General features: G+C 69.4%; 12 protein-coding genes. 5 read left to right on the top strand and 7 right to left on the bottom strand.

Features of this window, described 5'->3' with window-relative positions; all coding sequences use genetic code 11:
* Positions 1–11: 11 nt before the first annotated feature.
* The 5 genes from folK to ftsH form a co-directional block, all read right to left on the bottom strand.
* Positions 12–548: a 2-amino-4-hydroxy-6-hydroxymethyldihydropteridine diphosphokinase gene (folK, locus tag ON23_RS01905; protein ID WP_039775703.1), complete on the bottom strand. Its 537-nt coding sequence runs from the start codon at positions 546–548 to the stop codon at positions 12–14.
* Complete coding sequence (gene folB, locus ON23_RS01900) at positions 545–937, bottom strand: dihydroneopterin aldolase (RefSeq protein WP_039775700.1); 393 nt, start codon at positions 935–937, stop codon at positions 545–547. The genes folK and folB overlap by 4 nt, the downstream gene beginning before the upstream one ends.
* Positions 934–1,851: a dihydropteroate synthase gene (gene folP, locus ON23_RS01895; protein ID WP_039775699.1), complete on the bottom strand. Its 918-nt coding sequence runs from the start codon at positions 1,849–1,851 to the stop codon at positions 934–936. Before folP ends, folB begins: the two co-directional genes overlap by 4 nt.
* A 10-nt stretch (positions 1,852–1,861) precedes the next feature.
* Positions 1,862–2,533 carry a GTP cyclohydrolase I FolE gene (gene folE, locus ON23_RS01890; RefSeq protein WP_036497445.1) on the bottom strand — a complete coding sequence of 224 codons (672 nt, stop codon included), beginning with the start codon at positions 2,531–2,533 and terminating at the stop codon, positions 1,862–1,864.
* A 75-nt stretch (positions 2,534–2,608) separates the two neighbouring features.
* Positions 2,609–4,999, bottom strand: a complete 2,391-nt coding sequence (ftsH, locus tag ON23_RS01885; protein ID WP_039775696.1) for an ATP-dependent zinc metalloprotease FtsH — start codon at positions 4,997–4,999, stop codon at positions 2,609–2,611.
* A 311-nt stretch (positions 5,000–5,310) separates the two neighbouring features.
* Here ftsH and ON23_RS01880 point away from each other — a divergent pair, with 311 nt between their 5' ends.
* Positions 5,311–6,234: a hypothetical protein gene (locus ON23_RS01880; RefSeq protein WP_039775693.1), complete on the top strand. Its 924-nt coding sequence runs from the start codon at positions 5,311–5,313 to the stop codon at positions 6,232–6,234.
* Positions 6,235–6,238: 4 nt separating this feature from the next.
* On the opposite strand, the gene ON23_RS01875 is transcribed toward ON23_RS01880, so the two are convergent.
* Entirely contained in the window at positions 6,239–7,060 is an 822-nt protein-coding gene (locus ON23_RS01875) for a DUF1266 domain-containing protein (RefSeq protein WP_223273473.1), read from the bottom strand.
* Between the two features lie 183 nt (positions 7,061–7,243).
* Here ON23_RS01875 and ON23_RS01870 point away from each other — a divergent pair, with 183 nt between their 5' ends.
* Positions 7,244–7,495: a DUF2277 domain-containing protein gene (locus tag ON23_RS01870; protein ID WP_036497439.1), complete on the top strand. Its 252-nt coding sequence runs from the start codon at positions 7,244–7,246 to the stop codon at positions 7,493–7,495.
* A 4-nt stretch (positions 7,496–7,499) separates the two neighbouring features.
* Here ON23_RS01870 and ON23_RS01865 read toward each other — a convergent pair whose 3' ends face one another.
* Complete coding sequence (locus tag ON23_RS01865; RefSeq protein WP_039775690.1) at positions 7,500–8,921, bottom strand: PucR family transcriptional regulator; 1,422 nt, start codon at positions 8,919–8,921, stop codon at positions 7,500–7,502.
* 429 nt (positions 8,922–9,350) lie between these two features.
* On the opposite strand from ON23_RS01865, the gene ON23_RS01860 reads away from it, so the two are divergent.
* The 3 genes from ON23_RS01860 (at position 9,351) to ON23_RS01850 (ending at position 13,660) form a co-directional block, all read left to right on the top strand.
* Positions 9,351–10,886, top strand: a complete 1,536-nt coding sequence (locus ON23_RS01860) for an aldehyde dehydrogenase family protein (protein ID WP_039775777.1) — start codon at positions 9,351–9,353, stop codon at positions 10,884–10,886.
* The gene (locus ON23_RS01855; protein ID WP_039775688.1) at positions 10,883–11,722 is read left to right on the top strand and encodes an SDR family oxidoreductase; all 840 of its coding nucleotides are present in this window, start codon (positions 10,883–10,885) and stop codon (positions 11,720–11,722) included. The genes ON23_RS01860 and ON23_RS01855 overlap by 4 nt, the downstream gene beginning before the upstream one ends.
* 609 nt (positions 11,723–12,331) lie before the next feature.
* Positions 12,332–13,660 carry an amidase gene (locus tag ON23_RS01850; protein ID WP_039775775.1) on the top strand — a complete coding sequence of 443 codons (1,329 nt, stop codon included), beginning with the start codon at positions 12,332–12,334 and terminating at the stop codon, positions 13,658–13,660.
* The last annotated feature ends 23 nt before the right edge of the window (positions 13,661–13,683 follow it).

Raw genomic sequence — 13,683 nt, 5'->3', positions numbered from 1 at the left:
CCAGCCACCGATCATCGTTGCGCCGCGGACAGCGACAGGTCGGTGAGCCGGACGCCGTCGATCTCGCCCGGATCGAGTTCGGCCAGCAGGTCCCGGATCCGACGGGTCCGGCCGTCGACCTCCAGCGTCGCATCGGGTTCGACCTCGGCCCACGGCACCAGGACGAACGCGCGGTTGTGCGCCTGCGGATGCGGCAGTGTCAGTTCCGGATCCGCACTGGTCACCGGCCGCAGTCCCGCGGCGCCGCGCTCGGCGCACCAGATCACGTCCACATCCAGAGTCCGTGCGCCCCAGCGGATCTCGCGGACACGCCCGGACCGCTGCTCGAGCCGCTGTCCGCGTTCGAGCCAATCGTGCGGACCCAGCTCCGAATCCTCCACCACCACAACGGCATTGAGGTAGTCCTCCTGCGGCACTCCACCCCACGGCGCGGTCGTGTACACCGGCGACACCGCGACCAGCTGCGGCGTCAGCGCCTCCACCACGCTGCGGAGATGGGCGAGCCGATCCCCCAGATTCGACCCGATCGACAGCACCGCACGGCTCATCCGGCCACCTCCGGGGTCGGCGGTACGTCTCGCCGCCTGGTGGCCACCACCCGGACATCGGCGAAGGCGTGCGGAATCGGCGCCGACGGCTTGTGCACGACCACCTCCGCGGCGACGACGCGCTCGTCGCGCATCACATCGTCGGCGATCTCGGCGGCGACGGTCTCGATCAGATTGCGCGGCGGCCCGGAGACGATCGCGACCGCGCGTTGCGCCAGCTCGCCGTAGTCGACGGTGGCCGACAGCTCGTCGGTCGCGGCCGCCTTCGCGAAATCCAGCCACAGGGTGATGTCGACCAGGAATTCCTGGCCCTCCCGGCGCTCGAAGTCGAAGCAGCCGTGGTGACCGTAGGCGCGCAGACCGCGCAGCTCGATGCGATCGGTACTCACTCGCTCCCCTGATGGTGTGAACCGGCGGCTCGCCGCTGCCCGATCTCGGCGGCTCGCCGCTGCCCGATCTCGGCGGCTCGCCGCCAGGCGTCCGCGACGGCGATGGCGTCGAGCGACGACCGCACATCGTGCACTCGTACGCCCCACGCGCCGTGCTGGGCAGCGAGGGCCGAGATGGTGGCGGTGGCGACCTCACGCCCGTCGGGCGGACGCGGTCCGGACTCGTCGGCCAGCAGCGAACCCAGGAAACGCTTGCGGGAGGCGCCCACCAGAATCGGCAACCCCTGGGCCGTCAGTTCCGGCAGTGCGCCCAGCAGTGCCCAGTTGTGTTCGGCGTTCTTGGCGAAGCCGAGGCCCGGGTCCAGCACCAGCCGGCTCGGATGCACGCCGGCCGCCATGGCCAGATCCACCTGCGCCGACAGTTCGGCCAGCACCTCACCCACGACGTCGTCGTAATGGTCGGCCGGGCCGATGTGGCGATGGTCGGCATTCGCCCGCCAGTGCATCAGAATCCACGGGATCTGCGCGGCGGCAACGACTTTCACCATCTCGGCATCCGCGCGACCACCGGAGACGTCGTTGACGACGCTCACCCCGGCGTCGATCGCGGCGGCCGCGACACTCGCCCGCATGGTGTCCACGCTGGTCGGCACGCCGGCCTCCACCAGACCGCGAATCACCGGGACCACCCGCCGGGCCTCGGTGTCGGGATCGATGCGCACGGCGCCCGGGCGGGTGGATTCACCGCCCACATCGATGATGTCGGCGCCGGCCTCGTACAGCCGCACCCCGTGGGCGACCGCGACGGCCGGATCGAGGTAGCGGCCACCGTCGGAAAAGGAGTCGCTGGTGACGTTCACCACGCCCATCACCACGCACGAGCGCCCGTCCCGGGGCGTGATCACTGCGCTCATGGGCGATCGCTCATTTGCGCAGGATCAGGTCGAGGGCCTCGGCGCGCGAGGAGGCGTTGGTCTGCAGCAGGCCACGCACCGCGGAGGTGGTGGTGCTGGCGCCGGGCTTGCGGATACCGCGCATCGCCATGCACAGATGCTCGGCCTCGACCACCACGATGGCGCCGCGGGGATCCAGTTTCCGCATCACCGCGTCGGCGATCTGGCTGGTCAGCCGCTCCTGGACCTGCGGCCGCTTGGCGTACAGGTCGACCAGGCGGGCCAGTTTGGACAGACCGGTGACCCGCCCCTGCGGACCCGGGATGTACCCGACGTGCGCGACGCCGTGGAAGGACACCAGGTGGTGTTCGCAGGTCGAATACATCGGGATGTCGCGCACCAGCACCAATTCCTGATGCCCTTCGTCGAAGGTGGTGTTCAGCACCGAATCCGGTTCCACGTACAGGCCCGCGAACATCTCGAGATAGGCGCGCGCGACCCGGGCGGGAGTATCGATCAGCCCGGGGCGGTCGGGATCCTCCCCGACCGCGACCAGTAGTTCCCGCACCGCGGCCTCGGCCCGCTTCTGATCGAAGGTCCGACCGGTACCCAGCGCGATCGGAGCCGGTGCCTCCGCAACCACGGCGGCACCCGCGCCCGACGCCGAATCGGACCCGGCGGGAGCGCTGTTGTTGGCCGACATACGAGGACACCTCCACAATCACGTAAATCAACGCGCCGACAGCGCGGTTCGACCGTCGAGCCTAATCGCAGCCGGTCAGCGGTGGCTGTTCGGTCCGTCCCAATCGCCGTGATCCTGGGTGCCGTTCTGCGGCGAACCCTCCTGATCTCCGGACCACTCGGGCCGCCGATGACCACCGCCGTAGCGCTGGGGCTCGCCGTATCCCTGGGATCCGCCGCCGTAGCCACCGCCGTACTCCGGCTGCTGCGGCGAACCGCCAGCGGACGGATCCTCCTGCGGCGGCCAGCCCGGAGCCGACCAGCCGGCGGGAGCGCCGTAATCCGGGCGGGAGCCGTGCGTACCCTGCCGCGGCGGATATCCCGGGCCGTTCGCGGGCCGCGGGTAGTTACCGGGCTGCGGGGCCGGATAGCCGTAGCCGGGGGTCGGAGCCGGGGCCGGGTTGCGATGGCCCTCCTGCGGATAGCCGTTGGCCGGCACCGGCTGCGGCGCGGGCTGGCTCGGCTTGCGGGTCTCGGCCTCCTCCGGCCACGGTTCGCCGCGTTCGGCGGCGAGTTCGCGCGGGGTCTTCACCGGCGGGCGATCCGAGGGCACACGCTCACCGAAATCGTTGAAGGCGGTGATGCGCGGACGCTTGTCGACGGTGGCGAGCACCTGTTCGAGATCCTTGCGGTGCAGGGTCTCGCGCTCCAGCAGCGCTGTGGCCAGCGCGTCGAGTTCGTCGCGATATTCGTTGAGGATCGCCCAGGCCTCGGTGTGCGCGGCCTCGATGAGGTTGCGCACCTCCTCGTCGATCTCGCGGGCCACCTCGTGCGAGTAGTCCGAGCCGGTGCCCATCGTGCGGCCCAGGAAGGGGTCGCCCTGCTCCTGCCCGTAGCGCACCGCGCCCAGCCGGGCACTCATGCCGTATTCGGTGACCATCGCACGCGCGATCTTGGTCGCCTGGTCGATATCGGACGAGGCCCCGGTGGTCGGCTCGTGGAAGACCAGTTCCTCGGCCGCGCGGCCGCCCATCGCCATCACCAGGCGGGCGATCATCTCCGACCGGGTCATCAGGCCCTTGTCGTCCTCGGGCACGGTCATGGCGTGGCCGCCGGTACGACCGCGGGCCAGGATGGTGACCTTGTAGACGGGCTCGATATCGGGCATCGCCCACGCGGCCAGGGTGTGACCGCCCTCGTGGTATGCGGTGATCTTCTTCTCGTGTTCGCTGATGATCCGGCTCTTGCGACGCGGACCGCCGATCACCCGGTCGACCGATTCCTCCAGAGCCGGTCCGGTGATGACGTTGCCGTGTTCACGCGCGGTGAGCAGCGCCGCCTCGTTGATCACATTGGCCAGATCCGCACCCGACATGCCGACGGTGCGCTTGGCGAGGCCGTCCAGATCGGCATCGGGCGCGATCGGCTTGCCCTGCGAATGCACCCGCAGAATCGCGCGCCGACCGGCGAGGTCCGGGTTGCCGACCGGGATCTGGCGGTCGAAGCGGCCCGGGCGCAGCAGCGCCGGGTCCAGGATGTCGGGCCGGTTGGTGGCCGCGATGATGATGACGCCGGTGCGGTCGCCGAAACCGTCCATCTCGACCAGCAACTGGTTCAGCGTCTGCTCGCGCTCGTCGTGACCACCGCCGAGGCCGGCGCCGCGCTGGCGGCCGACCGCGTCGATCTCGTCGACGAAGATGATGCAGGGGCTGTTCTGCTTGGCCTGGTCGAACAGGTCGCGCACGCGCGAGGCGCCGACACCGACGAACATCTCGACGAAGTCGGAACCGGAGATCGTGAAGAACGGCACCCCGGCCTCACCCGCGACGGCGCGGGCCAGCAGCGTCTTACCGGTTCCGGGAGGGCCGTAGAGCAGCACGCCCTTGGGGATCTTGGCGCCCAGCGCCTGGTAGCGCGCCGGATTCTGCAGGAAGTCCTTGATCTCGTACAGCTCTTCGACGGCCTCGTCGGCGCCGGCCACATCGGCGAACGTGGTCTTCGGCATATCCTTCGACAGCTGTTTGGCCTTGGATTTACCGAAGCCCATCATGCCGCCGCGGCCACCACCCTGCATGCGGGCCATCACGAAGACGAACAGGCCGAGCAGAATCACCATCGGCAGGACGAACAGCAGCACCTGGGTGAACCAGCTGTCCTGTTTGACCGCGGTGTTGAACGGCGCTCCGGACTGCTGCACATCGCGCAGGATCTGCGCGGAGACCTCGCTGCCGCCGGGGTACTTGGCCATGATCTGGGTCTGGCCGCCGGTGGCGTCGTTGCCCTGTTTCAGGGTGATGCGCAGCTGCTGTTCTTTGTCATCGATCTGGACCTGCTTGACGTTCTGCTTGTCGGCAAGCTGGGTGAGCGCCACCGAGGTATCGACGTTCTTCCAGCCGCGCGTGTCGTTGCTGAAGTAGCTGACCAGATAGATCACGAGCAGGATGCCCGCGACTATGGCCAGGTTGCGAAACACTGTCTTGCGGTTCATAGAGCGTCGGCCGGCGGGCCAGTCCTTTCCGGTGTTTCCGGTGTATGCCTACTATGCGTCGGGCGGGGCCGTATCCATACCGGCACCGACCGGGTCGGGCAGAACGGATGCGGACAAGCCACGTTACCGCGTACGGTCTACTCGATACATCGCGCAGTTCGGCAGCTGATGCAGTTCAACAGGTAAACGGTCGGAGAACGCTGGTGGTTCCCGATCTATCGGGCGATCACCTCGCGGTGTCCGTCCAAGTGGTCCCAATCATGGCATGCACGACCTATTGTGAGCGACAACACAGGACGAACGCAGGGGGTATGGACATAGTCGAGCTACGGACACCCACAGCGATACTGCGCCACGGCGGCGGGCGACTCCAGGTTCTGCGGCCGGGCACCGATGGCGAGCGGGTGCTCGACGTTCCGGTGTCGGACCTGCTGAAGGTCCGGCTGAACCGGCGCGCCGACGACGCCGTCGTGATCGAGATCTACCTGCGTTATCCGAGTCCGGTCCTCACCGGCGTCCCGGCCGACCGCACCCCGCTCCCGGTGCTGATCGCCGAACACGACGTGCCGGCCGCGACCGTGATCGTGGAACGGATCAACTCGCAGATCCTGGCCACCCAGCGCATCGATATGTCGGCGCCCGATCTGGTGCCACCCGCACCGGTCTGGGGTAAGAGCGGACCGACCCGGGCCGACGTCGACCGCGCGATCCGGCGGATGGCGCCGCGGCGGGAGACCCGCTCGGCCGCCGGCGCGCTGCACACGATGGTCACACCCGACGAATTCATGCTGGAGACGGCGATGGTCACCGCGGTCCCGCCGGCCGGACGCGGGCGCGGGCTGCTGGCCGTCACCACCGGGCGGGTGCTGCTGCTCTCGATCGGTTCCACCCCGCGCTATGCGCACGAGATGCCGGTCTCGGCGCTGATCTCGGCCGAGGTCGGCAAGGGTTCGGGCGACGAACCGGGTGGCGACTACGGCATCGACCTCACCGACGGCAATACGACGCTGAGCTTTCTGGGGACCGACCGGGCCGATACCGATCGGATCGTCGGTGCGGTGAACTTCGCGATTCAGCGCGAGTCCGCCGACGGCGCCGTGGCGCCGCCGGATCCGGGCGTGGCACAGCTGTATTCGGAGTGGGAACTACTGGTCGAGCGGCATTCGCTGGCGATGGTCGACGATGCGCAGTTCCAGCGTTACGGCCGCGGGATCCTGCGCTCGCTCCCCGACTGAGGCGCTACTCGCCTTGGAGTGCGATGCGCCGCCACGGACTGGTCGGCCGCATCCATAGTCGGACGAGTTCGAGCCGCCGATCGGTGCCGCCGGACTTGAGCACGGCCATGTCCTCACAGGCCTGCCAATAGGTCCAGCCGGTGAGATAGGCGTCGCCGAACTGCCGCCAATTGCGGTAGCGCTTCTGCGCCGGCGGCAGCGCGCGCATCACGTAATCCCAGGCCGTATCGGCCTCGAGGTAGCCGGCGGTGAAGGCCATCCGCGCCACCGCGACCACCCGGGCGAGATCCCAGGCCTGGATATCGGCGGGCAGCGGCTGCACCAGATGGCCGGTCAGATCGAGTTTGATCGCCTGGGACCAGATGTCGTAGTCGCGGACCAGCGCCTCCGGGTTGTCCATTCCCCGAAACGCCCCGACCTGCCGCAGGAAGGCGCGATGCCGATCGGCGCGCTCACCGAAGCGGTCCCGTTCGGGCGAATTGAGGGCCGCGTTCACCAGCGGATGGACCAGCGCGTACAGCGGTGCGTGCATCCCGTCGAGCAGCTGTTCCATCGACGCCATCGCCTCGGTCCCGTCGGTGATCCCCCAGGCCCCGGTCAGCGTGTCGATGGCCAGTTCGCGGCGGTCGCCGAGCGGATGTTCTCGTTCGGGACCGAGCAGCAGCGCATCGTGGAAAGCGTCCCAGCGGGCGGAGTAGAACGCCCCCAGGGACAGCGCGCGCAATTCGTCGTCGGAAACCTGGGCGCCGGACCAGTGGTCGTCCTCGCGCTCGTCCAGTTCCGGATAGGGGAATGTGGTCAGGGTCGGCATGTCGCGGGCAGCCATGATCCGATTGTGTCGCATCCGCCATCCGGGGGTTCGGTTATCTCCCGATGCCGTGTCGACTGTGACCTCGAAGGGCGGATTCCGGCGCTTCTGGACATACCGCCACAGTCCGATACACACATTTTTCACATTTGCCGTTTCATCGGGCGCCGTAAGCCCCTGCCTAGGGCTACTCTCGGCGCCATGGGTAGCAACATCACCGTGCTGCGCGGGCTCGAACCCCGCGCCACCGACCAGGAAATCTTCGCTGCCGCACAGGAATACGTGCGGAAGGTGGGTGGCCTGACCGGTCTGTCGTATGTCACGAAACCGGCCTTCGACAAGGCGGTGGCCGCGGTGGCCGCGGCGACGACGACACTGCTGGCCGAACTGCCCGATCATCCGGTCACCGCGGCGGCGGAACCCCCGCTGCGCGCGACCGGCGACCGCGTCTGAGCGTTCACACCCCGTAGACCGCCACGCATTCCAGCGCCAGCTCGAGCCGCAGGCCGCATTCCTCGATGCGACGCCCGAGCGTCTCCTCGATGCGCTGAATGCGGTAGCGGACCGTGTTCTTGTGCACGCCCAGGCGCGCCGCCGCGCCCTCCGGGCTGCGGTGACAGCTCAAGTAGGCGAGCAACGTCTCGCGCAGCCGCGCCGAATTCGCATCCGGAGCGGCCAGCGGTCCGAGTTCCCGCCGGATCAGCGCGCGCATCGCCGCGACGTCCGCACCGGCCAGATAGGCGGGTTCGACCCGCGCGTACGGCAGCACCCGGCCGAGATCTACGGCCGCCCGCTCGGCCACCTGCCGCGCCGCGATCGCATCGCGATGGCTCTGCCGGAATCCGGCCACACCCGTCGCGGACGAGCCCAGCGTGAGGCGCATCGGCGCGGCGACGATATCGGCGGCGACCGCGGCGACCGCCTCGGCGTCGGCCGCGAGCCACGCCCACAGCGCCGCCGATCCCGCCGGGACGGTCAGGACGCCGACCCCGCCGAGCGCGGTGGCCAGCCGCGTCGCCGTTCGTTCCAGCCGTCCGAGTTCGTCACTGCCGGCCGTCAGCCGGTCGTCCGCGCCGCGGTCCCCCACGACGCCGCGGTCCCCCACAACACGGTCGCTTCCGGCGATACCGTCGCCCGTTCCGGTCACGGCGTCCGGGCCTTCCCGCGGGCCGTCGCCCGTGCCGGGGAGGTCGAACCCGGCACGGGCGAACCCGTCCGCCGCGGCGGACAGGAGCGCACCGGCACCGCGCGCGGCGGAATCGGTCCACAGCACGATCGCGACCTGGCGTTGCGCGAGACGGAAGCCCAGTCGCGCCGAGGCGTAGTCCGCGTCGACGTCCTCGCCCGACAGCAGGGTCCGCACGATCTCGGTGCGCTGGTTGAGCGCCGCGCGCAGGCCGCGCTCCCGCTCCTGCATATAGGTGTCGGTCAGCGCCTCGACGGAGGTGTTCACCCAGCGGGTGGAGCGTTCGAACAGCCGGATCAGCGCCGAGCGTTCGAACTGCTCGGGCAGCCGGCGCTCGTCGATCACCTCGGTCATGTAGTCGATCGCGGCCTCCTGGCCGGCGTGGTAGACGCGCAGCAGCAGCCGCAGGTCGTAGCCGCGGCGGGCCAGCGTGCGGGCGAAGGCGTGCGCCTGTTCGGGGACCGCGTATTCCATCGCGTCCTGGGTGAGACCGCTGAGGACGGCCAAGGCGTGCGCCCGGGTGCTGGATTCCAGATCGCGGCGCAGATCGCGATCGGTCAGTTCCGGCACGCGGCCGATGATCTGCGCGTCGAGCCGGGCCACCATCTGTTCGAGGGTCTCGCCGCGCAGTGTCTCGGCGACGAAATCGGCCATCCACTGCCGGACCGCTACATCGGACGGGGCTGTCGCCATCACCGATCCCCCTCGTTCACCCGATCTCGTGTCGCAGCCCGCCGGTGGCCGCGAGATTTTTGTGCTCTGGCGCCAAATTCCGGCTGAGTCCTTGACCGCAAAGACCAAGCAGCGCGGGAATCGTTGTGACACGATCATAGATCAGTGAAGTGATTCACAATGTCAACCGTTCGCAGCGCAGCGCACGTGGGGAGAGACAGCATCGTGCCGAATACCGAACCGTCACCCGGCGAATCCACGGCCGGGACATCGACCGGCGCAAGCAAGCCGGCCGCCCGGAAGACCGCGGGCCGGACCGCGGCCAAGAAGACACCCGCGAAGGCGGCCAAGTCCGCCCCGGCCGCGAAGTCGAGCACGCCGGCGGCGACGAAATCGGCCCCGGCGGCAACCGCGCAGAAGGATCGCGCACCCGCGCGGCAGGCGACCGCGGTGGTCACCGACATCGAGGTGCGCAACCCCGCGACCGGCGAGCTGGTGGGCACCGTCCCCGCCGAATCGGCCGACGCGGTGGCCGCCAAGGTGCGCGAACTGCGGCTCTACCAGCCCGAATGGGAAGCCATCGGGCCGGAGGGCCGCAAGGAGTGGCTGCTGAAGCTGCAGGACTGGATCATCGATCACACCGATCATCTCGCCGATGTGCTGCAGTCCGAAACCGGCAAGGCCCGCGTCGACGCGCTGATCGATCCGAGCTTCTCGGTCGACCTCACCGGCTATTACGCCCGGCGCGCCGGCAAGTTCCTCTCCGACGAACATCCCTCCCCGCACAGCCCGCTGGCCCGGGTCAAGAAGCTGACCACCGCCTACCGGCCCTATCCCGTGGTCGGCGTGATCACGCCGTGGAATTTCCCGCTGGCGATGCCGGTGATCGATGTGATTCCGGCGCTGGCCGCCGGTGCCGCGGTCGTTCTCAAGCCGTCCGAGGTGACCCCGCTGTCCGCGCTGGAATTGGCGCGCGGCTGGGCCGAAATCGGTGCGCCGCCGGTGCTGGCCGTGGTGACCGGCGCCGGCGAGACGGGTGCGGCGGTCGTCGACAACGTCGACTACGTGCAGTTCACGGGTTCGACCAAGACCGGTAAGCGGATCGCCGCGGCCTGCGTGGAGCGGCTCATCCCCTACAGCTTGGAACTCGGCGGCAAGGATCCGGCGATCGTGCTGGCCGACGCCGATATCGACCGCGCCGCCTACGGCATCGCCTTCGGCGGTCTGTTCAACGCCGGGCAGGTGTGCATCTCGGTCGAGCGGGTCTATGTCGAGGCGCCGGTCTACGACACCTTCGTCGAGAAGCTGGCCGCGCACGTGCGCGAACTGCGGCAGGGCGCCGACGGGCGGGAGCCGAAATACGATGTCGGCGCGCTGGCCAACGACGCGCAGAAATCGATCGTCTCCGACCACGTCGAGGATGCGATCGCCAAGGGCGCACGGGCGGTGACCGGCGGCAAGGCAACCGGTGTGGGCACCTTCTACCAGCCCACCGTGCTGGCCGACGTCGACCACTCGATGAGCTGTATGACCGAGGAGACCTTCGGCCCGACCATCCCGGTGATGAAGGTCGCCGACGAGGCCGAAGCCGTTCGGCTGGCCAACGATTCGATCTACGGCCTGTCCGCGTCGGTGTGGACCGGCGACAAGGCTCGCGGGGAACGTGTTGCGCGCCAACTGAATGCGGGCGCGGTGAACATCAACGACGTCTTCGCCAACATGTTCAGCTTCGCGCTGCCCATGGGCGGCTGGCAGCAGTCCGGTGTGGGCGCGCGCTGGGGCGGAGCCGACGGCGTGCGCAAGTACTGCCGCAAACAGGCCATCACCGTGCCGATCCTGCCCACGCAGGAAAAAGAACTCATGTGGTTCCCGTACAACACCACCAAACTCGGTTTCGCGCTGGCCGCGATGCGCGCCGCGGGTGCGCGCGGTATGCGCCGGCTGGGCATCAAGGACGTGCTCGACACGGTCGGAGGGAAGAAGTGACCGACTTCGGCAAGATCAACGGCAAGGTCGTCGTCATCACGGGCGGCGCCCGCGGTATCGGCCTGGCGACCGCGACGCGGCTGCAGCAACTCGGCGCGAAGATCGCCATCGGCGATGTGGACGAGACGGCCGTCAAACAGTCCGGCACCGACCACGATTTCGATCACTACGGCCGGGTGGACGTCACCGACCAGCAGTCGTTCAGCAGTTTCCTCGACGAGGTGGAACGGGCGCTGGGTCCTGTCGATGTGCTGATCAACAACGCCGGCATCATGCCGACCGGCAAGGTGGTCGACGAACCGGATGCGTTGACCCGCCGCATCATCGATATCAATGTCTACGGCGTCATCCTGGGCTCGAAACTGGCGCTGGCCCGGATGTTGCCGCGGCGAAGCGGCCACATCATCAACATCGCCTCCCTCGCCGGTGAGACCCACATCCCGGGTCTGGCGACCTACAACGCCACCAAACACGCGGTCCTGGGCTTCACCGACACGCTGCGGGAGGAGTATCGCGATACGGGCGTGTCGTTCTCCTCGGTGCTGCCGACGCTGACGAATACCGAACTGGGATCGGGTGTTTCGGCGCCGAAGCTGATGCGCCCGGCCGAGCCGGAGGAGATCGCCGAGGCCATCGCGAAACTCCTGGTGACGCCGAAGTCGAAGGTCCGGGTGACCAAGGTCGCCGGCGCCATCTCGCAGGTGGTCGGACTGCTGCCGGAGTCGGTGGGCGATGCGATCGGGCGTGCCCTGGGCGCGCAGCAGACCTTCCTCGGCGATGTCGATTCGGCCGCCCGCAAGGCCTACGAGGAGCGGGTCCGCAGCGGCACCGAATAGCGCGGAGCGAAACGTGTTGTCCGGCCGCGGTGTCCAGTGGGTGCCGCGGCCACCGTGCATTCGGGCATCGCGGTCGTGGTTTCGCGGCACCATCCGCCACGCCCCGTGATCATCAACGGTGTGCGTCGCCGAAAGTGATAACTTGCGCGACAACATCGAAAACAGCCCATATCGACCACAACGCGACGGGGGCTTTGACATATGCACAACGAGGGCACCGCACTAGCCGACGCGACATCGAACGCCGTCTCGCGCGCCACCCGGGAGGTAGCAGTGGACGCAGACGAACCCACCGGCTCCGGACCAGTGGATCCGGCCTCCGGGACACCGGCGGAAAACGCCGGACCGCACCAGGATTCCAGCGCAGATTCGGAGTCGACGACCACACCGGGTGACCGGCCGCAACCGCCCGCCGCGGAACCGGCAGCGACCTCGGCCACCGACCGGCCCGGCACCGATGACTCCGCGGCTACCGAAGGCCCTGCGGACACGAGGAAGTCCACGCGAACTCGGCACCACGATTCGCCCTCGTCGACGGCCGGCCCGGAGCCCGCGAGCGGTGAGCCGCTCCCCGGCGGCGGCGCCGAGAACGCCCCCAACCCAGCGAAGTTGACGACCGCCGTCGCGATCGCCGCCGCGGTGCGCGACGGTCTGGTCACGGCCGGGCAGGTCGTCGACGCCGCGCTGGATCGCATCGCCGGGGGCGATACACGGGTGGGCGCCTTCCACACCGTCCGCGCGGAGCGGGCACGGGCCGAGAGCCGCGCCCTGGCCGACCGCGCCGACCTCGACATCCTCCCGTTGGCGGGCGTCCCCGTCGCGGTGAAGAACAACATCGATGTGGCCGGTGAGATCACCGACGCGGGTTCGCGCGCGGGATCGGGCGTCCCGGCCGCCACGGATCACCCGGTGGTGCGGCGGCTGCGGGCCGCGGGCGCGATCGTGGTCGGCCTGACGGAGATGCCGGAGGGTGCGCTGTGGGGCACCTCCGACACGCCCGAGCGAATCGCTCGTTCCCCGTGGAATATTCGCTACAGCGCCGGTGGATCCTCGGGTGGATCGGGTGCCGCGGTCGGCGCCGGGCTCGTGCCGGTGGCCCACGGTAACGACGGACTCGGGTCGGTGCGCATACCCGCCGCATGCTGCGGCGTCTTCGGCATCAAGCCGGGACGCGGCGTGGTCCCGGCCCAGGTGGGAGTCGACTCCTGGAGCGGGATGACCGAGAACGGGGTGCTCGCGACCACGGTCGCCGATGCGGCACTCATGCTGTCGGTGCTGGCCGACCGGCCCGCCCTCGCCGATCTGGAACCGCCGACGCCGCTGCGCATCGCGATCGCGCCCGGATCGCCGTCCCCGCTGGTGCGGGTGGACAGGCACTGGGCCGCGGCGGCGCAGACCGCCGCCCGGCTCGCCGAGGAGGCCGGTCACGGCGTCGCGCCCGCCGCACTGCCGTATCAGGGCGCGACCACCGCGCTGGCGTGGCGCTGGCTGGCCAATGCCGCGCGCGAGGCGGGTGCGGTCGCGAATCCGGAACTGCTGCAACGCCGTAGCCGCGTGCATATCGCGCTGGGCCGGGCGGTGCTGAAGGCCGGTCTGGTCCGGCCGAATCAGGTCGACCGGATCGAGGCGCGATTGCTCGACTTCTTCGAGCAGCACGATGTGGTGATCACGCCGACGCTGGCCACGCCGGCCCTCGCGGCGCGCAATTGGCACGCCCGGGGCTGGCTGGCCAATGTCGTTGCCAACGTGCGCTTCTCGCCGTTCACGCCGCTGTGGAATCTGGTCGGCTGGCCCGCGGTGAGCGTCCCGATGGGGCTGCACCCGCGCACCGGGACGCCGGTGGCCGCACAGCTGGCCGGGCCGCCCGGCAGTGAATCGACGCTGCTACGCCTGGCCGCGCAGTTGGAGACGGCTCAGCCCTGGCAGCGCACCGCCTGAGCGCTCACCGCTCGTCTTCGCCA

It is taken from the genome of Nocardia cerradoensis NBRC 101014, assembly GCF_000308535.1.
Taxonomy (GTDB): Bacteria; Actinomycetota; Actinomycetes; order Mycobacteriales; family Mycobacteriaceae; genus Nocardia; species Nocardia cerradoensis.
This window is presented reverse-complemented; position numbering and strand designations above follow the sequence as displayed.

What these genes read in the sequence shown, in the direction of transcription:
- ON23_RS01875 (WP_223273473.1), bottom strand. Translation starts at nt 7,060, where the DNA reads ATGGCTGCCCGCGACATGCCGACCCTGACCACATTCCCCTATCCGGAA.
- ON23_RS01880 (WP_039775693.1), top strand. Translation starts at nt 5,311, where the DNA reads ATGGACATAGTCGAGCTACGGACACCCACAGCGATACTGCGCCACGGC.
- folK (WP_039775703.1), bottom strand. Translation starts at nt 548, where the DNA reads ATGAGCCGTGCGGTGCTGTCGATCGGGTCGAATCTGGGGGATCGGCTC.
- folE (WP_036497445.1), bottom strand. Translation starts at nt 2,533, where the DNA reads ATGTCGGCCAACAACAGCGCTCCCGCCGGGTCCGATTCGGCGTCGGGC.
- folP (WP_039775699.1), bottom strand. Translation starts at nt 1,851, where the DNA reads ATGAGCGCAGTGATCACGCCCCGGGACGGGCGCTCGTGCGTGGTGATG.
- ON23_RS01870 (WP_036497439.1), top strand. Translation starts at nt 7,244, where the DNA reads ATGGGTAGCAACATCACCGTGCTGCGCGGGCTCGAACCCCGCGCCACC.
- ftsH (WP_039775696.1), bottom strand. Translation starts at nt 4,999, where the DNA reads ATGAACCGCAAGACAGTGTTTCGCAACCTGGCCATAGTCGCGGGCATC.
- ON23_RS01865 (WP_039775690.1), bottom strand. Translation starts at nt 8,921, where the DNA reads ATGGCGACAGCCCCGTCCGATGTAGCGGTCCGGCAGTGGATGGCCGAT.